Source organism: Ochrobactrum sp. AP1BH01-1 (assembly GCF_018066705.1).
Taxonomy (GTDB): Bacteria; Pseudomonadota; Alphaproteobacteria; order Rhizobiales; family Rhizobiaceae; genus Brucella.
Genome location: NZ_JAGPOU010000006.1, coordinates 207,575 through 231,775, shown reverse-complemented (window position 1 = coordinate 231,775; position 24,201 = coordinate 207,575). Strand labels below are relative to the sequence as shown.

Genomic DNA, 24,201 nt, shown 5'->3' with positions numbered 1-24,201 from the left:
ATACACTGAGAACAGCAATTGAGAAGAAGGCTCATCACGTGCCTTCCACGGTCGGGATGGACGAGTCCAATCTCGTGTCCCAGACCTTCGACGCGGCCTTGGCCAGTCTCGAAAACTCCAAGGCGGAATCCATCATCCCCATCGACATTCGCGGAAGATCAACGATCGGCGATTTCATGATCGTCGCGTCGGGCCGTTCCCATCGCCATGTGACGGCGGTTGCCGACCATCTCCTGCAAGCCCTGCGTGAAACAGGCTGCAAGGATATGCGGGTCGAAGGTCTCGAGAGTGGCGACTGGGTTCTCATCGATACCGGCGATATCATCGTCCATATCTTCCGACCGGAAGTCCGTGACTTCTACAATATCGAGAAGATCTGGCTCGACGAGGGTTTCGACGACGAACGAGCGCTAGAGACGGTGCATTAGAGCATTTTCGAGCCAAAAGTGCGAAGCGCTTTTGCGTGGGATAATGCGTGAAAAGAAGAAGATTAAAGCGTGGCACGCTTTAATTCGATGAATTGAGAGCGTCATGCGTGTGAGTGTTTTTGCCGTGGGCCGGATGAAAGCCGGCCCCGAACGGGAACTGGTTGAGCGTTATTTCGACCGGTTTTCAAAAGCTGGCCCGCCATTGGGACTCGAATTCGCCGGTGTGAGCGAAATTCCCGAAAGCCGGGGCCAGACGGCGGAACTGCGCAAGGCCGAAGAGGCCCAGCGCATCCATGAAGCTCTCGATAATGGTGCCGCCCTGATCCTGCTGGACGAGCGCGGCAAGGCGCTCGGATCGGAAGCTTTTGCGGCAAAGATCGGGCGGATGCGCGACGACGGCAAGCGCCAGCTCATCGTCGCCATTGGCGGACCGGACGGCCATGACCCGGCATTGCGTTCACGCGCCGATCTCGTTCTGGCGCTGGGCGAGCTCACCTGGCCGCACCAGATCGCCCGCATTCTCATTGCCGAACAGCTTTACCGCGCCGCGACCATTCTTGCGGGCCATCCCTATCATCGGTCGTGACCGTGCGGAGGGCAAAGCGATTACTCAGGCAGGCTGATCTTTCCCGCCCGATAGGGTTTGATTCCTTGTGAACGTATTTTTTACTCTTCTTGATAATATCAAATACGGAACAAATAATAATGAAAAAGAATTTGATATAAATGAGCGTCTATCTATATATTGACTGTCCAGTATGAAGTGGTACGATAGTCCTATTAAGTTAACTGTGATCATATTCAGCATTATAACTTTAAGTATGAAGAATGTGAGAAGGAATTTTGTGGTTTTTATATCTCTTCTTATCACTAAGTATAGAGAAATTATCCCTAAAATTACGAGTAGTCCTTGCAAAATAAGTACGAAAACTATGGATGATCCCAATAGTTTTTCGCTTTCATATATTTCATTTATTATATCGGCGCTGTAAGCATCCAACGTATAAAATATATCAAGCAAGATAAATATTGTTGAGGAGATTACTGCTATGATTGGAATCAGCAGGAATCCACCGATCCCCACAGGTTCCTTTTTAAAGAAATCTATAAACATTATTGTTCCTTGCCTAATCGTCGGGGCCTGATCGTCGGGCTGGTCTAAATTCCTAATAACTCTGGCAGGCTTATCATCATTCCCGAAATGCGTAATGCAGGCGGACGCAGCCGCGGTCAAGCGTCTTGGCGCTGAGGAGAACAGGGCTTGCCTTGAAGCCGGTCGGCGGAAACAGCGGCATGCCGCCGCCGATGAGTTCCGGCATGACGTAGATCTCGATCTCGTCCAGCGCGCCGCGTTCCAGAAATGCCATTTGCAATTGTCCGCCACCCAGCATCCATACATCGCCGTCATCGAGCGCACGCAGTTCCGCGATCAGCGCATCAACGTCGTGGCGGATTTCAAGCGGTCCCTTCGGGTTCCCGATCGGCCGTGAGGTGACGACGATGCACCTTTGATCGCCATAGGCCCACGGTTCATCGCTCTGGGCGACGAAATCATAGGTGGCGCGGCCCATGACGACGGTGCGGATCGACTTGATGAAGCTGCGATAATCGTGCTCGCCGAGGTCGGCGTCACCATATTTGAACAGCCAGTCAAGGTTTCCGTCTTGGTCGGCAATGAAGCCGTCGAGACTGGCGGCGATATAGCCGACAATTTTCGCCATGGTGATTTCTCCGATTGATTTATAAATGAACATACGTTTATATATTCACCATGGCAAGAACCAAATCCGTGCCCGATGAGGCAGTGCTCGACCGATTGATGATTGTAGTAACGGAGGCAGGGCCCGAGGGCCTGACCTTCGCGCGGGCTGCGAAGGCGGCAGGGCTTTCCGCCGCTACGCTGGTCCAGCGTTATGGCAACAGTCAATCCATGCTTGAGGCGGTGCTGCTGCGGGCGTGGGACAAGCTCGATGCGGCAACGCGTGCTGCCGATGAAAATGCAGCGCTTACCCCACAGGGCGCGGTCGACCTGCTGATGGCGCTGATGCCATCCGATGCGGCTGAATATAATGCGACGGACGGGCTTCTGCTTCTGCGTGAGGATATCCGCAATCCGGTGCTGCGCGCACGCGGCGCGGCATGGGGCGTCGATCTGGCCCATGCGCTGGGACGCAGGCTTTCAGGCGATGCGGGAAAAGCCGAACGCCTCGGCTGGCAGATGGCAAGCATCTGGCAGGGCGCGCATATCTGGTGGGCTTTCACGCGTTCCGAGCCGCCGGAGGCAGCCATCCGGCGCGCGCTGGAGGAATGGGTGGAGGCAGCTATACCGTCCTGAATTTTGTTGTACGATCATGCCCTGCTTTGTAGGCTCCGCCGCAAACAGCAGGAGAGCTCTCATGCACATTGAGCAGCTGGATCATGTACAACTTGCCATGCCGCACGGCGGGGAAGAGCAGGCGCGCGCATTCTATGGCGGGCTTCTCGGCATACCGGAAGTGCCAAAGCCCTCGAACCTTGCCGCTCGCGGGGGCTGCTGGTTCGAACGCGGCGCTTTGAAAATCCATCTGGGTGTCGACGTCGCTTTCGTGGCTGCACGCAAGGCGCATCCGGCATTCCTGATAGACGGCCTTGATGAGTTGGTCGAAATCCTGTCCGAAGCCGGTTATCCGGTCAGCGAGGATGAGCCGCTGGAAGGCTATAAGCGCTGCTATGTTTCCGATCCTTTCGGGAACCGCATCGAACTGATGGAACGGCTTTCGACCTAAACCGGTCGTTATGGTTGATGCTTCGTTAACGGTATCGGGCTAGGTTGCGGTGTCAGCCCTGATTTTGGCCTTGTTTCGTCCCGATAGAACAGCATGGTTCCAGTACGCCTTTTTAAAAGATCACGATTGCTTGCATCTGTGCACGCTGGCCTTGTTGTGGCCGGGCTGTTTGCGTGTGCGCCGTCCGTTCTTGCGCAGGAACCCTTGCAGCAGCAGCGCGATCAGGCGGCAAGCGAATATGAAAAGCTCAGCAACGAACTGACCGTAACCGGCGACAAGCTGAAACAGCTTGAGGACGAGGTGGCCGGGCTGAAGAAGGATCAGGCGACCATTACCGCCGCGCTGATCCAGTCGGCCAAGACCGACAAGAAGCTGCAGCAGGATATTGCCGATATCGCCGACAAGCTGACCGCGCTGCGCGAGCAGGAAGACGGTATCCGCTCGTCGCTGCGCGCAAGGCGCGGCGTTCTGGCGGAAGTGCTGGCCGCATTGCAGCGCATGGGGCTGAACCCGCCTCCCGCCATTCTGGTGCGGCCCGACGATGCGCTCGCATCGGTGCGCAGCGCCGTGCTTCTCGGCGCCGTCGTGCCCGAAATGCGCGAGCAGGTGGAAGAGCTGACCGGCGATCTGAAAGACATGCAGCAGGTCACGGCTTCCATCCACCAGGAGCAGGAAAAGCTGAAGACGACGCGCACCGACCAGGCCGAAGAACAGAAACGGCAATCACTTCTTCTTGAGGAGAAGAAGAAATTGCAGGCGCAATCGGAACAGGAAATCGAGGCGCAGCGCAAGCGTTCGGAAGAACTGGCGGCCAAGGCAGGCAGCCTGAAAGACCTTATCGACGGGCTCGACAAGCAGATGGCAGGCGTGCGCGACGCTGCCGAAGCGGCCCGCAAGGCGGAAGCCGATCGCCTTGCCGCAGCACGGGAAAAGGCCGGGGAAACCACGCCCGACGACAATCACCTGCGCCCGCAGATCGACTTTGCCGCCTTGCAGGGCAAGCTCGCCCTGCCCGCGCCGGGCAGGACGGTGCGCCGCTACGGCGAGAAGGACGGCATTGGCGGTTCGATGATGGGGCAGGTGGTCGAAACCTTGCCCTCTGCCACGATTACGTCACCTTCCGATGGCGTGATACTTTACGCGGGCACATTCCGTTCCTACGGGCAGCTCTTGATACTCGATGCGGGCAATGGATATCATGTCGTGATGGCTGGCATGGGTCGAATCGACGTATCGCAAGGCCAATTTGTACTTGCGGGAGAGCCGGTCGGCGCAATGGGAGAAAAACTTCTCGCAAGTGTTGCACCGATAGAGGTGGGCAATGGCGCGCCATTGCTTTACATTGAATTTCGAAAGGATGGAAAACCCGTCGATCCCGCTCCGTGGTGGACCGAACGGCTTTCTGGAAGGACGTGAAAATGATGCGTAAACTGTCGCTGCTGTTCGCCGGGGCCCTTCTGGGGGCGTCAGCCATGGTGATGGTCCAGGGCGCGCCGGCTTCCACTGCTTTCGCGGCAGGGAAAGATAGCGATGTCTACAAGGAACTGGCCCTTTTCGGCGATATTTTCGAGCGTGTGCGCGCACAATATGTGACGCCGCCCGACGACAAGAAGCTGACCGAAAGCGCGATCAACGGCATGTTGACCTCGCTCGATCCCCATTCGTCCTATCTCAATCCGGAAGCCGCGCAGGACATGCGCGCGCAGACCAAGGGCGAGTTCGGCGGTCTCGGCATCGAAGTGACGATGGACAACGATCTCGTCAAGGTCATCGCGCCGATCGACGATACGCCCGCTTCCAAGGCCGGTGTGCTGGCAGGCGACCTCATCACCAAGATCGACGGGCAGGAAGTTCGCGGCCTTTCGCTGAACGACGCCGTGGACAAGATGCGCGGTGAAGTGGGTTCGCAGATCGAACTGACAATTGAGCGTCAGGGCGCCGACAAGCCGATCACGCTGAAGATCGCCCGCGCGGTCATCAAGGTGAAGGCCGTTCGCTACCGCGTCGAGAACGATGTGGGTTATCTGCGCGTTATCTCGTTTACCGAACAGACGTCCGATGACCTGAAGAAGGCGATCAAGGATATTCAGGACAAGATTCCCGGCGACAAGCTCAAGGGCTTCGTGCTGGATCTGCGCCTCAACCCGGGTGGCCTGCTCGATCAGGCGGTCGCTGTTTCCGATGCCTTCCTCGACAAGGGCGAGGTCGTCTCGACCCGGGGCCGCGATCCGCAGGACGTGACCCGCTTCGATGCGCGCAAGGGCGACCTGACCGACGGCAAGCCGGTTATCGTCCTGATCAACGGCGGCTCGGCCAGCGCGTCGGAAATCGTTGCCGGTGCCCTGCAGGATCATCGCCGCGCCACGGTGCTCGGTACGCAGTCCTTCGGCAAGGGGTCGGTGCAGACGATCATCCCGCTTGGCGAAAACGGCTCGCTGCGTCTGACGACGGCGCTTTATTACACGCCGTCGGGCAAGTCGATCCAGGGCAAGGGCATCACGCCTGACATCAAGGTCGACCAGCCCTTGCCGCCGGAACTGAAGGGTGAGGACGTCGTTCGCGGCGAATCCGAACTCAAGGGCCACATCAAGGGTAATGCCGAGGATGATAATGGCTCCGGTTCGTCGGCCTATGTCCCGGCCGATCCGAAGGACGACATCCAGCTCAACGAAGCCATCAAGCTCTTGCGCGGCGAGGTGGCCAATGCCGCCTTCCCGCCGGACCCGAAGAAGGGCGTGTTGAACTGATCGCTCCATGCTGGATCTGAACAGCCCGTTAGGACTGGACAAGAAACCGCAAGAGCGCGGGGGCTTACGCTCCCGCGCTTTTCGTTCGTCCGTGAAGGGTCTGGCCGTGGTGGCCGGGCTATGCCTTGCCGGGGGCGCGGTTTTCGCCATCTGGCAGACCAATCAGGCAGGTTTCCGCAAGACGGAAACCGCCGCGCTGGAACCGGTGCAACCCGAAGCGTCCGCCGTCAAGCCTGACGTGAAGCCCGCGACCGGCAACACGCCGCCGCCCGGCAGTGCGCTGCGCGGGGCGAGCGGCCAGCCGGGACCGGCCATCATCAAGGTCACGCCGGACATGCCGCCCGGCATGCCAAATGTCTCTGCGGGTGCGGAAGGCAATGTGGTCGTGGTGCAGAACACGCATCGTTCTGGGCAGGATCAGCGCGTCGCGCATTTGCCGGAACCGGCGCTGGTCGAGCAGGGCCCGACCGGGCCGCTGCCTGTACGCGGCGCGGATGGCCTGCGTCCGATGGATGCCTATGCGGTCGGATGGTCCGGTGCGCGCGGCGCGCGGATCGCGCTTGTCATTGGCGGTCTTGGGCTGTCGCAGACCGGCAGCATGGAGGCGGTCGACAAGCTGCCGCCGGAAGTCACGCTCGGTTTTGCGCCGCAGGGCAACAGTTTGCAGCGCTGGATGCAGGCAGCCCGGCAAAACGGTCATGAACTTGTGCTGCAATTGCCGATGGAGCCTTTCGATTATCCGCGCGTCAATCCCGGCCGCAATACGCTGACGGTGGATGACGGGGCGAAGAAGAATGAGGCTTCCTTGCTGTGGGCGCTGTCGCGCATGACGAATTATGCCGGGGTGATGAACTATATGGGTGCGCGTTTCACATCCGAGACGGAAGCCTTTTCGCCGGTGCTGGGCGAGATCGGCAGGCGCGGCCTCTATTATCTCGATGACGGCACCTCGGCGCGCAGCCAGGCCGACCGGATCGCCGAAAGCGACGCGGTGCCTTTCGCGGCAGCCGATGTGCTGATCGATGCGGCGCAGGAGCGCGGCGCGATCCTCGACCGTCTCGATGAACTGGAGCGGATAGCGCGCGCCAATGGCAGCGCCATCGGCACCGGTTCGGCTTTCGCCGTGACCGTCGATGCAGTTGCCGAATGGGCCGATGAGGTCAAGAAGCGCGGCATTGAAATCGTGCCGGTTTCGGCGCTGGTGCGCGATCCCGAGCGGCAATAGAGCATTTCCAGCAAAAGTGCGAAGCGATTTTGCGTAGGATAATGCGTAAAAACAAAGAGATAGAGCATTTCCAATGGTTCGGTTTAAACTGGAAATGCTTTATGTTTGCATATCAAGGAGAATGTCATGTCGAAGCATAATGCTTCAGCCGGTCATCCGGTCGATCCTGAAAGCCTGCCTTACCGCCCCTGCGTCGGGCTGATGGTGTTGAACAGGGCCGGTCTGGTCTGGGCAGGGCGGCGCATCGTCATTCCGGGCGATGAGATGGATGGCGCAACGCAGCTCTGGCAGATGCCGCAGGGCGGCATCGACAAGGGCGAGGATCCAGTCGAAGCGGCGGTGCGCGAGCTTTACGAGGAAACCGGCATGAAGTCGGTCTCGCTGCTTGAGGAAGCATCGGACTGGATCAATTACGATCTGCCGCCGCATCTGGTCGGCATCGCGCTCAAGGGCAAGTATCGCGGCCAGACGCAAAAGTGGTTTGCCTATCGTTTCGAGGGCGACGAGAGCGAAATCGCCATCAATCCACCGCCGGGCGGACATACCGCCGAATTCGACCGCTGGGAATGGAAGCCGATGGCCGAGCTGCCGGGCCTGATCGTTCCCTTCAAGCGCAAGGTCTATGAGGAAGTGGTTGCGGCCTTCAGGCATCTGGCACCCTGATTCAACGGGGGAGGTGTTCGCGCCCCCTTGTGCCTTCCGCCAACATATAGTCAACTCGGATCAGGCGCGCCGGACGGCGCGTTTTGAGAGGGAGAAAAACGCATGGATGTTGGAAGTCTTCTCGTATTTCTTTTTGTGGGTCTTATCGCCGGCTGGCTGGCTGGCAAGGTCGTGCAGGGCGGCGGTTTTGGCCTGATCGGCAATATTATCGTCGGCGTGATCGGCGCTTTTTTTGCGGGCTGGCTGCTGCCGCGTCTCGGATTTTCCATCGGCGGAGGAATTATCGCCGCAATCGTCAACGCCTTTATCGGCGCGGCCATCCTTCTGGTCATCCTGCGCATCATAAAACGCGCCTGACCGGGAGCTTGAGGCCCGGCCGTTCAAGCCGGGCTGTCTGCTGTCTCGAAATCCAATGAAATGACACCGAATTCCAAACTGTCTCTCGGTCTGATTCTCACCGCATCGGCCGGTTTCGTCGATGCGATCGCCTTTCTGCAGCTCGGCGGTTTCTTCGCCTCCTTCATGAGCGGCAACACCACCCAGCTCGGCGTCGGGCTGGCGGGACAGCCCGGCGTGCAGGGCATGGTGCTGGTCTGGTTTCCCGCAATCCTGATCGTTTTGTTCTTTGCCGGTGCCTTTTTCGGCACGCTGACGGTGCGGGCTTACGGGCGCTGGGGCAGTCTCTATGTGATGGCAAGCGTGGTGGCGATATTGCTGATGGTTGGCGTGCTGCGGCGCGAGGGTGCGATGCTCATTCAGCCGGTTCTGCTGCTTGCCGCTGCCATGGGCGCGCAGAATGCGGCGGTTCAGCCGATCGGTGCCGCGCGTCTCGGCGTGACCTATGTGACCGGCACGCTTTTCAACGCTGCCGCCGATCTTGCCTGTTCGTTGCGTGGCGAAACCCCGAAATGGCGCTGGCTGCAGCATGTCGCCGTCTGGCTGTCCTTGATGCTGGGCGCTGTCGGCGGCGGTCTCAGCCACTATTTCATCGGCCTCGATGCCCTGTTCGTTCCGGCTGCGATGATTGTGGGCGTCATGATCGCCTATCTACGGGTTAGCTAAACAGCGATTTTTCGCTTTCCACCAGTTCGGAAATCAGCGCCGAAACTGCCGTCACGCGCCGCAATGTGCGAGCGGATTCGTGATAGGCGAGCCAGTAGGCGCGGCGAATGATCCGGTCCGGCAGGACAGGCACGAGATCAGGATCGGCGCGGGCGATGAATGCGTGAAGAATGCCGATGCCCGCACCGGCCCGCACGGCCTCGACCTGTCCGAGAGCGCTCGACACCTCGAAAGCCGGTTTCCAGTCGCGGGAAATTTCCGGCGCATAGGCGAGCGACGGGTTGATGACGAGATCCTCGACATAGCCGATGAGCCGATGCCGGGCGAGGTCTTCCGGGCTTTCCGGCGTGCCGTTTTCTTGCAGATAGCGGCGGTGCGCATAGAGGCCCAGCGTATAATCGACGAGCCTGCGCGCAATCAGCCTGCCTTGTTCCGGGCGTTCGACCGTGATGGCGATATCCGCCTCGCGTCGTGACAGCGAAAAGGAGCGCGGCACCGGCACGAGCTGGATGGTGAGGTCGGGATATTTCTGTGTCAGCCGTGCCAGCCGGGGCGCCAGGAAATTGACGCCGAACCCGTCGGGCGCGCCGATTCGCACCGTGCCCGACACAGCGATGTCGGCATTGCCGACCTGGGAGCGGGCGGCGAGCATTTCGGCTTCCATGCGTTCAGCCGCCAGCAGAAACTCCTCCCCCGCCTGTGTCAGCGTCGAGCCGTTGGTGCGCCGCGTCAAAAGCGTGGTGGAAAGTGCCGTTTCAAGCGCGGTGAGCCGCCGCGCCACGGTGGTGTGGTTGAGGCCGAGCCTCTTCGCCGCGCCCAGAATCTGGCCGGAGCGGGCAACGGCGAGAAAAATGCGGATATCGTCCCAGTTCATGGCGGCACACTAGCATAAAAATGCACAACGGATACGCTTTTCAACGCCTTGCAATCAGGAATTTGCAGAGTCAAGATGAGGGCAACGATGGGGCCTTTGCGCCCGTCAAAGCGATCATCAGGGAGGTTCTTCGATGCGCAATATCGGACATTTCATCGGCGGCAAGCATGTGGCAGGCAAGAGCGGCCGCACGGCGGACGTCTTCCAGCCGCTCGACGGCTCGGTGCAGGCCAAGGTGGCGCTTGCCACCAAGGAAGAAGTGCGCGCCGCTGTCGAAAACGCCAAGGCCGCGCAGCCAGCCTGGGCCGCGACCAACCCGCAGCGCCGCGTGCGCATCCTGCGCAAGTTCATCGAACTGGTCGAAGCCGAATATGACAGCCTGGCCGAACTGCTGGCGCGCGAACACGGCAAGACCATTGCCGACGCCAAGGGCGACATTCAGCGCGGCCTCGAAGTGGTGGAAGTCTGCCTCGGCGCAGCGCATATGCTGAAAGGCGAGTTCACCGACAATGCCGGCACTGGCATCGACACCTATTCCATGCGCCAGCCGCTCGGCGTCGTGGCAGGCATCACGCCATTCAACTTCCCGGCCATGATCCCGCTGTGGAAGGCCGGTCCGGCGATTGCCTGCGGCAATGCCTTCGTTCTGAAGCCGTCCGAACGCGATCCGGGCGTGCCGATGCGCCTTGCCGAACTCTTCATGGAAGCCGGGCTTCCGGCAGGCATCTTCAACGTCGTCAATGGCGACAAGGAATCGGTCGATGCGCTGCTCGACGATCCGGACGTGCAGGCCATCGGCTTTGTCGGCTCCACGCCGATTGCCCAGTACATCTATGGCCGCGGCTGCTCCAACGGCAAGCGCGTGCAGTGCTTCGGCGGTGCGAAGAACCATCTTCTCATCATGCCGGATGCCGACATGGACCAGACCGTCGATGCGCTGATCGGCGCGGGCTACGGTTCGGCTGGCGAACGCTGCATGGCGATCTCGGTTGCGGTTCCGGTCGGTGAAGACACCGCCAACCGCCTGATGGAAAAGCTCATTCCACGCGTCGAAGCGCTGAAGATCGGCACCTCCACCGACAATTCCGCCGATTACGGCCCGCTGGTCACCAAGGCAGCGCTCGACCGCGTGCGCGGCTATGTCGATCTCGGTGTCGAAGAAGGCGCGAAGCTCGTCGTCGATGGCCGTAACTTCAAGATGCAGGGCTATGAAGACGGTTTCTACATGGGCGGCTGCCTGTTCGATCATGTGACCAAGGACATGCGCATCTACAAGGAAGAAATTTTCGGCCCGGTTCTCTCGGTCGTGCGCGCCAAGAACTACGAGGAAGCGCTGGCCCTGCCGAACGACCATGAATATGGCAACGGCGTTGCGATCTTCACCCGTGACGGCGATGCGGCCCGCGATTTCGCCAGCCGCGTGCAGGTCGGCATGGTCGGAATCAATGTGCCGATCCCGGTTCCGATTGCCTACTACACCTTCGGCGGCTGGAAGGCTTCCGGCTTCGGCGATCTCAACCAGCATGGCCCGGATGCATTCCGCTTCTACACCAAGACCAAGACCGTCACCTCGCGCTGGCCGTCCGGGGTTAAGGATGGGGCAGAGTTCGTCATCCCGACGATGAAGTGACCCCGGACGATTCTTTGCTTGCGCGTCCTCGCTTTGCTGCGGGCGCGCGGCTGGGGTTAAGGATGGTGCGGAGTTCGTCATCCCGACGATGAAGTAAGCATTGCACCGATCACCTCATCCTGAGTTCATCGAAGGATCGAAGGACGAGGTGATGGCGATTGGCTGATTGCCTGATCAGGGATGCAGGGGCGGAAAGCCATGCCGTTCGGTTAGGGCGGCCAAAATCTTGTGCGGGTCGCTAATCAGCGAACGCCCTTCATGCATACCGGTCTCAAATTCGGAGCTGTCGCCATCCTTCAATATCAGCAAGGGGAGGCTCTGGTTGTCTTCGCCAGCCAGCGCTATCACGTCCTTGCGCGGGCGCTGCCATTCGATGCGCTCGATGTCCAGACCGCTCCCCAGTGTCGGAAATGAAGCCAGCACGCCTTCGATGAGCGCGCAGTGCCAGCAATAGAATGTCTGGCCGGGATAGGCCGGATCTTCAAAACCCGGTTTCAAGAGAAAAAGCTTGTCCTGTTTCATGCTGTCATCCCAAGCTGTGCTGCAAAAAGGCGATGTGTGGCGCAATTTCTCTGGCTTCGGAGCGCGCATTCCGCAAACCGTTTCACACTTTTCGGGATGCGATTTGGAACAGCTTTCCAAGCCAGGCGTTCACAACGGATGTATAGCTTGATCCCGCTTGCAAGAGATCAACTTTTTTGCATCCTGACCCTAAATAGCAAGGCTCGTTGCCCGATCATCAGGAGTTCCGTCCATGAGCGCAAAGATCAATCGCCGCATCGTGCTGGCATCGCGCCCCGAAGGCCGTCCCACCGCGGAAAATTTCCGGCTTGAGCAAGCGTCGATCCCCAACCCCGGTGACGGTGAGGTTCTGCTGCGGCTGCGCTATCTGTCGCTCGATCCCTATATGCGCGGTCGCATGAGCGCCGCAAAATCCTATGCGGCGCCGGTCGCCATCGGCGACGTCATGGAGGGCGGCACGGTCGGCGAAGTCGTTGAAAGCAGGAGCGCGGGCTTTGCTCCGGGCGATTTCGTGCTTTCCCATTCTGGCTGGCAGGATTATGCGGTGGCCGATGCATCGAGCCTGCGCAAGCTCGACCCGAAGGAAGCCCCGGTAACGACCGCGCTCGGCGTTCTCGGCATGCCGGGTTTTACCGCCTATTCGGGCCTCCTCACCATCGGCCAGCCGAAATCGGGCGAGACCGTGGTGGTTGCGGCGGCAACCGGTCCGGTCGGTTCCGCTGTCGGGCAGATCGCCCGGATGAAGGGCGCGCGCGCTGTCGGCATTGCGGGCGGGGCGGATAAATGCAAGGCGTTGATCGATGAGTTCGGTTTCGATGCGGCTATCGATCATCGCAGCCCGAATTTCGCGCAGGAACTGGCTGACGCCTGCCCAAAGGGCATCGATGTCTATTTCGAAAATGTCGGCGGCAAGGTCTTCGATGCGGTGTTTCCGCTCTTGAATCAGTTTGCGCGCGTGCCGGTCTGCGGGCTCATCGCGCAGTATAATCAGAGCGGGCCGTTCGACGGGCCTGACCGCCTGCCTTTGGTGATGCGGGACATCCTGTCGAAAAGCCTGACCATTCGCGGCTTTATCCAGCGCGATTTTGCAGATCAGCGGCCGACATTCTATCACGACATGGCAAAGTGGATTGCCGATGGACAGGTGCGTTATCGGGAAGACATTGTCGACGGGCTGGAGAATGCGCCGAAAGCGTTCATTTCCCTGCTTGAAGGCGGCAATTTCGGGAAACTCATCGTAAAGCTCTATTGAACTCGCAATATTCTGCTTGCAGAACGGGGCCTGGAGCGTGATGCTGTGCCTGTTTCCTCGGTGGGAAACTTGAGTCATCGCAAAGGGCAGAGCATGGGCGAGCGCCAGCAGGCGGGCATAGGGGAAGGCGGGCCGGGACGCGAGCGTCAGGAAGAGGCCCGGCGCATTCTCGACCGGCTCGAACGCGAGCAGGCCGGGGCCGAAGGCATTGTGCGGCGTGGGTTTACCCGCACGGCGCACCATCTTTCCGCAGCCGACGCCCCTGAAAATGATCCCATCGAACTATGGGCCACACGTGTCGGGCGCGGGCTCGGCTTCCTCATCACGTTGGCGATCATCGCCTGGCTCATTTTCTATCTCATGCAAAGCTAGGTACAAAATGACGCTTTCTGCGCCTTCGGATGCGACAACCGTTATTGTCATCTCAAGCCATGTCGTGCGCGGATCGGTCGGCAATCGGGCCGCCGTCTTCGCATTGGAAACGCTGGGTTTTCCCGTCTGGGCCGTGCCGACGGTGGTGTTGCCATGGCATCCGGGGCACGGGGTTCCAGGCGCTCCGGCAGGGCGCATCGTGCCGCCGGCGGAAGAGTTTTCGCGGCTGATGCAGGATCTGCAGCGGGCGCCATGGCTTGGCGAAGTGGGCGCCGTCCTGACCGGCTATCTGGGCCATCCCGAACAGGCGGCAGCCGTTGCCGAACTGGTGAAGACCGTGAAGGCGAAAAATCCGCAAGCCGTCTATCTCTGCGATCCGGTCATCGGTGACGAAAAGGGGCTTTATGTTCCCGAAGCGACGGCAAACGGCATTCGCGACAAGCTTCTGCCGCTCGCCGATATTGCGACGCCCAACCGGTTCGAGCTTTCCTGGCTGACGGGCGTGCCGCTCGAAGACAATACCGCCCTGATGGAAGCAGCGCTCGAGGCTGGTCCGGCAACCATGCTGGTCACATCGGCCTTTCCGCTGATGAGCGGCAGCATCGGCAATATTCTGCTGACGCCGACCATGGCGCTGATGGCCGAGCATCGCCGTGTCGATGGCCCGACCAACGGGCTTGGCGATCTGACCTCCGCCGTGTTTCTGGCGCGGCGTCTTTCCGGCATGACCGAGGAAAAGACGCTGCAAAGCACCACGGCGGCGGTGTTCGAGATCATGGCGCGTTCGGCAAAGCGCGGGGCGGATGAACTGATGTTGGAGGCCGATGCGTCGAGCCTTGCCACGCCGATGGCCATGGTTCAGACACGGCGGCTGATGCATCCGACCAAGGGGTTCCGCGCTTGATGCAAGCCGTGCTTGCCGGAGTGGACGGCTGTCCCCGGCTGGATCGCGGTGATCGGCGAAGGCGGGAGCTTGCGGGCCGAGGTGTTCGCAAGTTTTTCCGCCTTGGCGGCATCGCTGCCGGACATGGCGATCATTGCCGTGGATATGCCGATCGGACTGCCCGAAAAGGGCGTGCGCTCGGCGGAGCGGGCCGCGCGGGCCCATCTTGGCGAAAGACAGTCGAGCCTTTTTTCCATTCCGCCGCGCGCCGCCGTCCATGCCGGGGATTACCGCGAGAGCTGTTCCCTGTCGCTGGAGCGGACCGATCCGCCGCGCAAGGTTTCCAGGCAGGCTTTCGGGCTTTTCCCGAAAATCTGCGAACTCGATGTCCTGTTGCGCCGCGATGCCGGACTTGCAATGCGCGTCATCGAATCGCATCCCGAACTGGCTTTTGCGGCGCTGAACGGCATGAAGGCCATGTCCCTGCCCAAGAAGATCAAGGGCCGCGTAAACCCGGAAGGGCTGGCCGAGCGCCGGGCATTGTTGCAGCGTTGCGGACTGCCGGAGGATTTTTTAAAAAGTCTCGTTCCGCGCGGCGCGAAGGAGGATGACTTTCTCGATGCCTGCGCCATGTATCTCGTGGCCCGTCGCCATGCACGTGGCGAGGCGCGTCCGTATCCCGACCGTGTGGAACGCGACGATTTCGGTCTCCGCATGGCGATATGGGCTTGAGAAACATGCGTGAATGCGAACGGAATCCTGCGTCCAATTCGACGCAGCCCGTTCAGTGCATTTCGATTGATCTCGGTTTTCGATAGGGATATTGGAAAAATATGGTTGATCTTCCAGACTCACTTCTCGCCGGTTATCGAACCTTCATGCGCGAGCATTTTGCCCACGAAACCTCACGATATCGCCATCTGGCCGACAAGGGACAATCACCGGAAACGCTGGTTATCGCTTGTTGTGATTCCCGTGCGGCCCCCGAAACCATCTTCAACGCGGCGCCCGGCGAAATCTTCGTCCTGCGCAATGTTGCCAACCTCATCCCGCCCTACGAACCCGATGGCGAATATCATGCGGCTTCGGCGGCACTGGAATTCGCGGTTCAGAGCCTGAAGGTGAAGAATATCGTCGTGATGGGCCATGGCCGCTGCGGCGGCATCAAGGCTGCGCTCGACACCGAAAGCGCGCCGCTTTCGCCGGGTGACTTCATCGGCAAGTGGATGAGCCTGATCGCCCCCGCCGCCGAAGCTGTCAGCGGCAACCAGCTCATGACACAGAGCGAACGCCAGACCGCGCTGGAGCGCATCTCGATCCGCTACTCCATCAACAATCTGCGCACATTCCCCTGCGTCGATATTCTGGAGAAGAAGGGCAAGCTGACCCTGCATGGCGCGTGGTTCGATATTTCGACCGGCGAGCTGTGGGTGATGGATCACCAGACGGGCGATTTCAAGCGGCCCGATCCAGCCTGATCTGGCCTTCGGAAAAGAGCTTCCAGAAGCGGCTCCTTTCGGATCGAGAGGGGCCGTTTTGTTTATTTGGAAGAGCGAAAAATCGGCTGTTTTGTTTCCCAAACGCGAAAAATCGCAGCAAAAGATGCAAAAATAGCCCCAAACTTTGGGGCTATTTTGTGAAGTCTACGGCTTTTCTGTGGCAATTTCGAAGCGAAATTGCGATTTTCGGCATAAGAGCGGGAAATTGAATCTTCTTCCCGCTCCAAATTTTTAGTTGAGCACGACTTTGTCCGAAAGCGGTTCCCGCTTTTCGGGATCATGCTCTACTTGCCGTCGATGGCCTGGCCCATCACGGCGATGGCGCGCTGGTAAACCGAAGCTGCATTCCAGCCCTGGATCGCACCGTAGTTCGGTTCGCCCGGCTGATAGCCCGCACCGCGCCGCCAGCCGTGGCCGACGAGGAAGTTCGCGGTCGAATGAAGCGCGTCCGCCTTGTTGCGCAGGTCGAAATGGGCGCTGCCCGAACCGCTGACGCCATACTTCAGGACGTTTGCCGGCATGAACTGGGTCTGGCCGACTTCACCGTGCATCGCGCCTACGGCCTGCGGGCTGAGGTCGCCCTGATCCACGAGCTTGAGAGCGGCATAGAGCTGGTCGGTGAAGTAATCGGAACGGCGGCAGTCATACGCCAGCGTTGCGACAGCCGACAGCGTGTGCTGCTTGCCGAGATAGGAGCCGAAACCGGTTTCCATGCCCCAGATGGCGATCAGCGGGCCGGCCGGGACGCCATAGCGCTTCTCGATTGCAGCGAAGAGAGCGGCGTTCTGCTGCTTCTGGACGCGGCCGCGCTTGATGATCGTATCGGCGCCGCGCTTCTTCATGAAGTCTTCAAAGGAGAGCTTGAAGCTCTTCTGATTGCGGTCGGCATTGATGGTGGCCTGCGCATATTTGGTGTTGGCCAGCGCGTTGAGACCCGCCTTGCCAACGCCGCGCGACGGCGCTTCCTTCAGGGTCTGCTGGAGCCAGGCATTATAACCGGCGGCGTTGTTGCCGCACTGGGCTGCCTCGGCAATGCCCGTTCCCGTCATCATGCCCATTGCAAGAACTGCTGCTGCCGTCCAAGTCCGGCCCTTGGCAACCAATGCCATTCGTTTCTCCTTTGGAGTTGATTCGACCTCAGCGCGAATTTGCCATTCCTTACACCAAATGTCATGCGGCAACGGCAAAGCGGGCAGAGGCATGTGCGAAATGCCGCGTTTACAAACATTTTTGCATCAAAACAGCAAGCGTTTGTTGGCTCCCAAATCAGGGGTGAAATTTTTCGCTTGGAAGCTGTGGCTTTCATACCTATTGCTTATAGCGGGACTGGTAAAGAATATTTACCACCCCAGATACAATTGATTTTCAAGATTCGTGACATTGACGAGGGAGGACGCCACATGTCGAACGGATTTCTTGCGCTATTTGCGTTTCTGCCAATTCTCGTAGCCGGTGTAATGCTGGTTGGATTTCGTATTCAGGCCCGCATCGCGATGCCGGTGACCTATGTGCTGACCGTGGTCATCGCCATGGCGGTCTGGGGCATGAGCGGCAACCGGGTCATCGCTTCGACCCTTCAGGGGCTGATCCAGACGGCGGGCCTGCTCTGGATCATTTTCGGAGCGATACTGCTTCTCAACACACTTAAATATTCCGGCGGCATTTCGGCAATCCGGTCCGGCTTTGCCCAGATCAGCCCGGACCGCCGCATCCAGGTGTTCCTGATTGCCTGGCTGTTCGGCTCGTTCATCGAAGGCGCTTCCGGTTTCGGCACGCCTGCCGCCGTCGTGGCGCCGCTGATGGTGGCTGTCGGGTTTCCGGCCCTTGCCGCCGTTACTTTCGGACTGATGATCCAGTCCACGCCGGTCTCGTTCGGTGCCGTCGGCACGCCGCTCATCGTCGGCGTTCAGTCAGGTCTCAATCGCGAGGCATTGACGGCGCAATTGCAGGGCGTCGGGTCGGGCTGGGAACAGTTCTTCCATATCATCACATCGGAAGTGGCGATCCTGCATGCGCTATGCGGCACGTTCATGCCGCTGTTTCTCGTGGTCATCATGACCCGCTTCTTCGGGCGCAACCGCTCGTGGACGGAAGGCCTTGCCATCCTGCCTTTTGCGCTGTTCGCGGCTTTCGCGTTCACCATTCCCTATGTGTTGAGCGCGGTTTTCCTCGGCGCAGAATTTCCGTCCATGATCGGCGGTCTCGTCGGTCTGGCGCTTGCGACATTCGCAGCACGCGCCGGTTTTCTCATGCCCAAGGAAAAATGGGAGTTTCCGCCCGCATCGGAATGGCCTGCGAGCTGGCTCGGCAGCGTCGAAATCAAGCTCGATGAGTTGACGTCGAAGAAAATTCCGCTGGCATTGGCATGGACGCCCTATGTGCTTCTGGCGATTTTTCTTGTCGTCAGCCGCGTGTTCCCGTCGGTGGGCAATGCGCTGAAGTCGATCACCTTCGTTGCCAAGGACATCATGGGTGAAACCGGGATCGGCGGCGATTTCACGCCGCTTTTCCTGCCGGGCGGTCTTCTGGTCATCGTCTGCCTGATCACCTTCTTCCTACATCGCATGAATGGCGGGCAGTTTGCCAAGGCTTTCGGGGAAAGCACCAAGACGCTGGTGGGGGCGGGCTTCGTGCTGCTGTTCACCGTGCCGATGGTGCGCGTCATGATCAATTCCGGCGTCAACGGCAAGGAACTGGTCAGCATGCCGCTGATGGTGGCCGACTGGGTGGCCACTGAAGTCGGAAACGTCTATCCGTTCTTCGCCCCGTCAGTCGGTGCGCTGGGTGCATTCCTTGCAGGCTCCAATACGGTTTCGAACCTCATGCTCAGCCAGTTCCAATATGGCGTGGCGGAAGGGCTCGGCATTTCCGGTGCGCTGATGGTTGCCGGCCAGTCGGTCGGTGCTGCGGCGGGCAACATGATCGCGATCCACAACGTGGTCGCGGCTTCGGCGACCGTCGGCTTGCTGGGGCGTGAAGGCACAACGCTGCGCATGACCATCATTCCCACGATCTATTACGTGGTGCTGGCGGGAACGCTGCTCATGATCGGCCTCTATGTGCTGGGCATCGGTGATCCGCTGGCCGGTGTGGCGGCACAATAAACGCAATCGAAAGCGAAACCGGCCCGGTTTCTCCTGGGCGCATCCTGTCCGAAAACCGTTTCACACTTTTCGGGATGCGCCCCTGAAACAACCAGGGCCGGTTTCAGTGTATTTAGGGCCTTTTGCTTGACATTGCGGGCTGATCGCCTTAAAGCCAGCTCCAATCTATCCGCGATCTTCAGAACGCGAGCCACCGACCGGGACCCATCATGGTATAAAGCGATCCCGGAGGTCCACATCCGACAGCGCGATGCGCCCTCGGGTGCTGTACCGCTTTGGTTGCTTCTTGAACTGGCAGACACACGGGACGATTTATCCCTGACGATGCATAAGCCTCTTCTCGGATTAAAAGGAAATTCGATGTTTGAATCACTTCAGGAGCGTCTTGGCTCCATCCTGAACGGCCTTACCGGACGCGGCGCTCTTTCTGAAGCCGACGTGACGGCGGCGCTGCGCGAAGTGCGCCGCGCGCTGATTGAGGCCGACGTTTCGCTGGAAGTGGTTCGCTCCTTCACCGACAAGGTGCGGGAAAAGGCCGTTGGCGCCGAAATCCTGAAAAGCATCAAGCCCGGCCAGATGGTCGTCAAGATCGTCCATGACGAGCTTGTCGAAATGCTTGGCACCGAGGGCGTTTCGATCGACCTCAACGCGCCAGCGCCTGTCGTCATCATGATGGTGGGCTTGCAGGGGTCGGGCAAGACGACGACGACGGGCAAGATCGCCAAGCGCCTGACCGAGCGCCAGCGCAAGAAAGTGCTGATGGCCTCGCTCGATACGCGCCGCCCGGCAGCGCAGGAACAGCTTCGCCAGCTTGGCATCCAGACCGGCGTCGACACGCTGCCGATCATTGCCGGCCAGTCGCCGGTGGAAATCGCAAAACGCGCCGTACAGGCTGCAAAGCTTGGCGCGCACGATGTCGTCATTCTCGATACCGCAGGCCGCACGCATATTGACGAGCCGCTGATGGTGGAAATGGCGGATATCCGCAAGGCCGCCAATCCGCATGAAATCCTGCTCGTTGCCGACAGCCTGACCGGTCAGGACGCCGTCAACCTGGCGCGCAATTTCGATGAGCGTGTCGGCATTACGGGCATAGTGCTCACCCGCATGGACGGCGACGGTCGCGGCGGTGCGGCGCTTTCGATGCGCGCCATCACCGGCAAGCCGATCAAGTTGATCGCCACCGGCGAAAAGATGGATGCGCTGGAGGAATTTTATCCGAAGCGCATTGCAGACCGTATTCTCGGCATGGGCGACATTGTTTCGCTGGTCGAAAAAGCTGCGGAAAACATCGACGCGGAAAAAGCCGCTGCGATGGCCAAGAAGATGCAGTCGGGCAAGTTCGATCTCAACGATCTTGCCGATCAGCTGGGCCAGATGAAAAAGCTCGGCGGCATGGGCGGCATCATGGGCATGATGCCCGGCATGGGCGGGATGAAGGACAAGGTGGCGGCTGCCGGTCTCGACGACAAGGTGTTTGACCGCCAGCTCGCCATCATCGGTTCGATGACCAAGGCCGAGCGCGCCAATCCCGATATTCTCAAGCACAGCCGCAAGCAGCGCATCGCCAAGGGTTCCGGCACCACTGCGGCCGACATCAACAAGCTTCTCAAGATGCATCGCCAGATGGCCGACATGATGAAAGTCATGGGCAAGGGCAAGGGCGGAATGATGAAGCAGATGATGGGCGGCCTTGCCAGCAAGATGGGGCTGGGCGGTCTGGGTGGAGGAATGGGTATGCCCGATCTCTCCAAGATGGACCCCAAGCAGCTTGAAGCGCTTGCCAAGCAGGCAGAAGCAGCGGGTCTGACGAAGGGCGGCTTGCCGGGGCTTCCCGGCGGCGGTCTTCCGGGCGGCTTGCCCGGTCTGGGCGGACCCAAGCTTCCCGGTCTTGGTGGCGGACTCCCCGGCCTGCCGAAGAAGAAGTGAGCATCATGAGCGACGAACAGAATACTGTCCCGGCTGAACTTCTGGCGCTGCGCGCCTCCATCGACAATATCGATGCGGCGCTGATCCACATGCTGGCCGAACGTTTTCGCTGCACCAAGGCTGTCGGCGTGCTCAAGGCCGAACGCGGCCTCGCACCGGCTGACCCGGCCCGCGAAAAGCGTCAGGTGGAGCGTCTGCGCGCGCTGGCAGTCGATGCCCATCTCGATCCCGATTTCGCCGAGAAATTCCTGAACTTCATCGTGAAGGAAGTCATTCGGCATCATGAGCATACCGCCGCCAATCACGGCGGGAAACAATAGCTATATCGATAGCTTAACCCGTTTTGTCCCGGCCATCCCCGGGCGAAGCAATTGTCTAAAGGAAAGAAAAAATGTCTCTGAAGATTCGTCTGGCCCGCGCTGGCTCCAAGAAGCGTCCTTACTACCACATCGTCGTTGCCGACGTCCGCAGCCCGCGTGACGGCCGCTTCATCGAAACCGTTGGCGCATGGAACCCGATGCTGGCCAAGGACGCTGAACGCGTGAAGCTTGACGCCGACCGCATCCAGCATTGGATCGCACAGGGCGCGCAGCCGACCGACCGCGTTCTGCGCTTCCTCGACCAGGCTGGCCTTGCCAAGCGTCCGGCCCGCAGCAACCCGACCAAGGGTGAGCCGGGCAAGAAGGCCCAGGAACGTCTGGCCATGGCCAAGCAGGCTGAAGAAGAAGCCGCTGCAAAGGCTGCTGAAGCTGCCGCAGCCGCCGCAGAAGCCGCTGCCGCTCCTGCTGAAGAAGCTGCAAGCGAATAATTTTCGCATAAGCGCGTTATGAGAAAGCGGCGGAGCAATCCGCCGCTTTTTGTTTTTAACCGTCATTTTGAATGGGCTGGACGCGCCGCCAAAATCGCTTATCTTATTGATTTGACGGCTCGCATTTGCGTAAACGCATAAATGCGGGTGTTGAATTTGTTTCCCCGGTGCTTGGCAGAGCGCCTTTTTCAGGAGAAATCCATGTCGGGTACGACGGTTGCCACTTCTCTTTCTTTCCGCCGTATTTTCATCGCTCTTGGTCTCATCGTTCTGGTTCCGCTGCTTTCCGCATGCGGTTTCAACACGATCCCGACCAATGAGGAACGGGCGAAGGCCGCCTGGGGCGAGGTGCAGAACCAGTACCAGCGGCGCGCCGATCTCGTGCCCAATCTGGTCGAGACCGTGAAGGGCTATGCCGCCCACGAAAAGGAAACCCTGCAAGCCGTGATCGATGCGCGCGCCAAGGCAACGCAGGTGCAGATCACGCCTGAAACGCTGAACAATCCCGAACTGTTCAAGCAGTTTCAGGATAATCAGGCCAACCTGACCAGTGCGCTGTCGCGCCTGATGGTGGTGGTCGAGCGCTATCCGGACCTGAAAGCCAACCAGAACTTCCTTGCTTTGCAGTCGCAGCTTGAAGGAACCGAAAACCGCATCGCCGTCGCCCGCCGCGACTATATCGAGGCGGTACGCGTCTATAACACGTCGCTGCGCACCATGCCGACCATGATCTGGACCTGGATCTGGTATCGCGATGCGCAGCCCATGCAGAGCTTCAGTGCCGATGCAGGCAGCCAGGCCGCGCCCAAAGTCAACTTCAACTGACGGCCAGATTTATGGCGGGTGCGGCACTCTTGCGTGATCGTTGCGGCCTTGGCTGGCCGCGACATCTGCTTGCGCTTGCATTCCTGCTGATTTCTGCGGCGCTGACGCTGCATACGGCAGCGCTTGCGCAGGATGCGGCGAAGCCGGCGCAGGCCCTGACCGGCCGTGTGGTGGATGCGGCGGGGATCATCGACCCCGCAGAGCGCCAGCAACTGACGCAGAAGCTCGCCGATTTCGAAGCCAAATCGTCGGATCAGGTGGTCGTGGTGACGGTGCCGAGCCTCAATGGCGAGGACATCGAAACCTATTCCAACCGTCTGTTCCGCGCCTGGGCGCTTGGGCAGAAGCAGGAAAACAACGGCATATTGCTGGTGGTTGCGCCCAATGACCGCAAGGTGCGCATCGAGGTCGGCTACGGTCTCGAAGGCGTGATGACCGACGCGCTTTCAAGCGTCATCATCAACGGCACCATTATCCCCGAGTTCCGCACCGGCGATTATTCGAAAGGCATCGTGCAGGGCGTGGACGGCATTCTTTCAGTGCTTTCCGGCGATGCGGCGGAGCTTGAGGCGCGGGCGAAACGCAATGTCCAGTCGAGTTCGGATGATGTCGACTGGGTGTTCGTCGTCTTCATTGCCTTCTGGTGCCTGATCTTCTTCGGCGGTTTCGGCATGGCGATCCTTACGCCGGTTTTCGGTCGCAAGATCGGGCCGGGCCGCTATCAGTGGCTCGGCATGGTCGTGGATTATAATAATCGCGGCGGCGGCTCCGGTGGCAGGGGTGGCGGAAGCTGGGGCGGCGGCGGTGGCTGGTCGTCCGGCGGGGGAGGCGGCGGTTTCTCCGGCGGTGGCGGTTCATCGGGTGGCGGCGGCGCCTCGGGCAGCTGGTAGGGAGACGCAACGATGAAGCATCACACGCTGATTGGCGCCGAGGACCATGCCCGCATTGCCGAGGCAATCCGCAAGGCGGAAGCCGAAACCAGCGGCGAAATCTATGCGGTTCTGGCGCGCTCCAGCGACGATTATTTCTTTGCGGCGGGTTTTGTCGCGACCTGCGGCATCCTGATCGCTTCGGTTGTCGCGGCGTTTCTCGCGCACTGGTACTGGTTCGATATTCGCCTGCCCATGTTCGGGCTTGCGGTTCTGGCGGCATTTCTGACGGCGATGCTGGTGCTGTGGTTCTTTCCGGCCATCCGCATGGCTCTGGTGCCGCGCCGCATCCGCTACAAGCGGGCCCACCTCAATGCGCTGCAGCAGTTTCTGGCGCGCAATGTCCATATCACCGAGCACCGCACCGGCATCCTGCTCTTCGTCTCCATGGCCGAACATTATGCCGAGGTGATCGCCGATGCGGGCATCAATGCGCGCGTAGAACAGGACGAATGGAACGCGATCGTCGCGACGCTCATCCATCATGCATCGCGGGCGCAGGTGGCAGAGGGTTTCGTGCTGGCCATCGGTCAGGCCGGGCTTTTGCTGGAGAAGCATTTCCCGGCTGGACCGGACAATGTGAACGAGCTGGACGATCACCTGATCGAGCTGTGAGAGCCGTTCAGTTCCGTCAGAATCATCTGCGACTTTAGTCTCAAACAGAGCAAAACCGGCCTGCTGTTT

The 24,201-nt window shown here is 59.9% G+C and carries 27 protein-coding genes and 1 pseudogene; 23 read left to right on the top strand and 5 right to left on the bottom strand.

The genetic code is table 11. From position 1 onward, the window contains the following. Window positions 1–56 precede the first annotated feature (56 nt). Both rsfS and rlmH read left to right on the top strand, forming a co-directional pair. Complete coding sequence (rsfS, locus tag J9800_RS20860; protein WP_021588110.1) at window positions 57–428, top strand: ribosome silencing factor; 372 nt, start codon at window positions 57–59, stop codon at window positions 426–428. Window positions 429–531: 103 nt separating this feature from the next. Next, on the top strand, window positions 532–1,014 hold the full coding sequence (gene rlmH, locus J9800_RS20855) for a 23S rRNA (pseudouridine(1915)-N(3))-methyltransferase RlmH (protein ID WP_114216972.1): 483 nt from the start codon (window positions 532–534) through the stop codon (window positions 1,012–1,014). A gap of 24 nt (window positions 1,015–1,038) precedes the next feature. On the opposite strand, the gene J9800_RS22255 is transcribed toward rlmH, so the two are convergent. Both J9800_RS22255 and J9800_RS20845 read right to left on the bottom strand, forming a co-directional pair. Then, window positions 1,039–1,542: a DUF2569 family protein gene (locus tag J9800_RS22255; RefSeq protein WP_114216971.1), complete on the bottom strand. Its 504-nt coding sequence runs from the start codon at window positions 1,540–1,542 to the stop codon at window positions 1,039–1,041. A gap of 76 nt (window positions 1,543–1,618) precedes the next feature. Continuing rightward, a complete protein-coding gene (locus J9800_RS20845; RefSeq protein ID WP_210845920.1) occupies window positions 1,619–2,149 on the bottom strand; it encodes a dihydrofolate reductase family protein in 531 nt (176 codons plus the stop codon). 50 nt (window positions 2,150–2,199) lie between these two features. On the opposite strand from J9800_RS20845, the gene J9800_RS20840 reads away from it, so the two are divergent. The 8 genes from J9800_RS20840 to J9800_RS20805 all read left to right on the top strand — a co-directional run bounded on the left by J9800_RS20840 (window position 2,200) and on the right by J9800_RS20805 (window position 8,890). Continuing rightward, entirely contained in the window at window positions 2,200–2,763 is a 564-nt protein-coding gene (locus tag J9800_RS20840) for a TetR/AcrR family transcriptional regulator (RefSeq protein WP_114216970.1), read from the top strand. A 61-nt stretch (window positions 2,764–2,824) separates the two neighbouring features. Continuing rightward, entirely contained in the window at window positions 2,825–3,193 is a 369-nt protein-coding gene (locus tag J9800_RS20835) for a VOC family protein (protein WP_114216969.1), read from the top strand. 93 nt (window positions 3,194–3,286) lie between these two features. Then, the gene (locus tag J9800_RS20830) at window positions 3,287–4,609 is read left to right on the top strand and encodes a murein hydrolase activator EnvC family protein (RefSeq protein ID WP_210845919.1); all 1,323 of its coding nucleotides are present in this window, start codon (window positions 3,287–3,289) and stop codon (window positions 4,607–4,609) included. Window positions 4,610–4,611: 2 nt separating this feature from the next. Continuing rightward, a complete protein-coding gene (locus J9800_RS20825) occupies window positions 4,612–5,940 on the top strand; it encodes a S41 family peptidase (protein ID WP_112592986.1) in 1,329 nt (442 codons plus the stop codon). Window positions 5,941–5,947: 7 nt separating this feature from the next. Then, the gene (locus J9800_RS20820; RefSeq protein WP_114216967.1) at window positions 5,948–7,165 is read left to right on the top strand and encodes a divergent polysaccharide deacetylase family protein; all 1,218 of its coding nucleotides are present in this window, start codon (window positions 5,948–5,950) and stop codon (window positions 7,163–7,165) included. Window positions 7,166–7,291: 126 nt separating this feature from the next. Continuing rightward, window positions 7,292–7,828: an RNA pyrophosphohydrolase gene (locus J9800_RS20815; protein ID WP_114216966.1), complete on the top strand. Its 537-nt coding sequence runs from the start codon at window positions 7,292–7,294 to the stop codon at window positions 7,826–7,828. Between the two features lie 102 nt (window positions 7,829–7,930). Continuing rightward, window positions 7,931–8,185 carry a GlsB/YeaQ/YmgE family stress response membrane protein gene (locus J9800_RS20810; RefSeq protein ID WP_114216965.1) on the top strand — a complete coding sequence of 85 codons (255 nt, stop codon included), beginning with the start codon at window positions 7,931–7,933 and terminating at the stop codon, window positions 8,183–8,185. Between the two features lie 60 nt (window positions 8,186–8,245). Then, window positions 8,246–8,890 (top strand): YoaK family protein, encoded by a 645-nt coding sequence (locus J9800_RS20805; RefSeq protein WP_112592992.1) that lies wholly within the window; start codon window positions 8,246–8,248, stop codon window positions 8,888–8,890. On the opposite strand, the gene J9800_RS20800 is transcribed toward J9800_RS20805, so the two are convergent. Beyond that, the gene (locus J9800_RS20800) at window positions 8,883–9,764 is read right to left on the bottom strand and encodes a LysR family transcriptional regulator (protein WP_114216964.1); all 882 of its coding nucleotides are present in this window, start codon (window positions 9,762–9,764) and stop codon (window positions 8,883–8,885) included. The genes J9800_RS20805 and J9800_RS20800 overlap by 8 nt on opposite strands. Before the next feature lie 133 nt (window positions 9,765–9,897). On the opposite strand from J9800_RS20800, the gene J9800_RS20795 reads away from it, so the two are divergent. After that, a complete protein-coding gene (locus J9800_RS20795; protein WP_114216963.1) occupies window positions 9,898–11,394 on the top strand; it encodes a CoA-acylating methylmalonate-semialdehyde dehydrogenase in 1,497 nt (498 codons plus the stop codon). 174 nt (window positions 11,395–11,568) lie between these two features. Here J9800_RS20795 and J9800_RS20790 read toward each other — a convergent pair whose 3' ends face one another. Then, window positions 11,569–11,916: a DUF3088 domain-containing protein gene (locus tag J9800_RS20790; protein WP_114216962.1), complete on the bottom strand. Its 348-nt coding sequence runs from the start codon at window positions 11,914–11,916 to the stop codon at window positions 11,569–11,571. 232 nt (window positions 11,917–12,148) lie between these two features. Here J9800_RS20790 and curA point away from each other — a divergent pair, with 232 nt between their 5' ends. The 5 genes and pseudogenes from curA to J9800_RS20765 all read left to right on the top strand — a co-directional run bounded on the left by curA (window position 12,149) and on the right by J9800_RS20765 (window position 15,901). After that, a complete protein-coding gene (gene curA, locus J9800_RS20785) occupies window positions 12,149–13,168 on the top strand; it encodes an NADPH-dependent curcumin/dihydrocurcumin reductase (protein ID WP_114216961.1) in 1,020 nt (339 codons plus the stop codon). Window positions 13,169–13,261: 93 nt separating this feature from the next. Further along, the gene (locus J9800_RS20780) at window positions 13,262–13,540 is read left to right on the top strand and encodes a hypothetical protein (protein WP_114216960.1); all 279 of its coding nucleotides are present in this window, start codon (window positions 13,262–13,264) and stop codon (window positions 13,538–13,540) included. Between the two features lie 7 nt (window positions 13,541–13,547). After that, window positions 13,548–14,444 (top strand): pyridoxal kinase PdxY, encoded by an 897-nt coding sequence (gene pdxY, locus J9800_RS20775; protein WP_114216959.1) that lies wholly within the window; start codon window positions 13,548–13,550, stop codon window positions 14,442–14,444. Beyond that, window positions 14,444–15,155: pseudogene (locus tag J9800_RS20770) on the top strand (DUF429 domain-containing protein). Before pdxY ends, J9800_RS20770 begins: the two are co-directional and overlap by 1 nt. A 101-nt stretch (window positions 15,156–15,256) precedes the next feature. Beyond that, window positions 15,257–15,901 carry a carbonic anhydrase gene (locus tag J9800_RS20765; RefSeq protein WP_112593004.1) on the top strand — a complete coding sequence of 215 codons (645 nt, stop codon included), beginning with the start codon at window positions 15,257–15,259 and terminating at the stop codon, window positions 15,899–15,901. A 305-nt stretch (window positions 15,902–16,206) separates the two neighbouring features. On the opposite strand, the gene J9800_RS20760 is transcribed toward J9800_RS20765, so the two are convergent. Continuing rightward, a complete protein-coding gene (locus J9800_RS20760; protein ID WP_114216958.1) occupies window positions 16,207–17,031 on the bottom strand; it encodes a lytic murein transglycosylase in 825 nt (274 codons plus the stop codon). Window positions 17,032–17,322: 291 nt separating this feature from the next. Between J9800_RS20760 and J9800_RS20755 the strand changes: the two genes are divergently transcribed. The 7 genes from J9800_RS20755 (at window position 17,323) to J9800_RS20725 (ending at window position 24,132) form a co-directional block, all read left to right on the top strand. Beyond that, window positions 17,323–19,026, top strand: coding sequence for an L-lactate permease (locus J9800_RS20755; protein ID WP_112593008.1), 1,704 nt, complete (start codon window positions 17,323–17,325; stop codon window positions 19,024–19,026). Window positions 19,027–19,386: 360 nt separating this feature from the next. Beyond that, entirely contained in the window at window positions 19,387–20,955 is a 1,569-nt protein-coding gene (gene ffh, locus J9800_RS20750; protein ID WP_114216956.1) for a signal recognition particle protein, read from the top strand. Window positions 20,956–20,960: 5 nt separating this feature from the next. Next, a complete protein-coding gene (locus J9800_RS20745; protein ID WP_112593011.1) occupies window positions 20,961–21,275 on the top strand; it encodes a chorismate mutase in 315 nt (104 codons plus the stop codon). A gap of 71 nt (window positions 21,276–21,346) precedes the next feature. Then, entirely contained in the window at window positions 21,347–21,763 is a 417-nt protein-coding gene (gene rpsP / locus J9800_RS20740; RefSeq protein WP_021588087.1) for a 30S ribosomal protein S16, read from the top strand. 201 nt (window positions 21,764–21,964) lie between these two features. Continuing rightward, entirely contained in the window at window positions 21,965–22,588 is a 624-nt protein-coding gene (locus tag J9800_RS20735) for a LemA family protein (protein WP_114216955.1), read from the top strand. An 11-nt stretch (window positions 22,589–22,599) separates the two neighbouring features. Continuing rightward, the gene (locus tag J9800_RS20730) at window positions 22,600–23,478 is read left to right on the top strand and encodes a TPM domain-containing protein (protein WP_114216954.1); all 879 of its coding nucleotides are present in this window, start codon (window positions 22,600–22,602) and stop codon (window positions 23,476–23,478) included. Between the two features lie 12 nt (window positions 23,479–23,490). Next, window positions 23,491–24,132 (top strand): TPM domain-containing protein, encoded by a 642-nt coding sequence (locus tag J9800_RS20725; protein WP_114216953.1) that lies wholly within the window; start codon window positions 23,491–23,493, stop codon window positions 24,130–24,132. The last annotated feature ends 69 nt before the right edge of the window (window positions 24,133–24,201 follow it).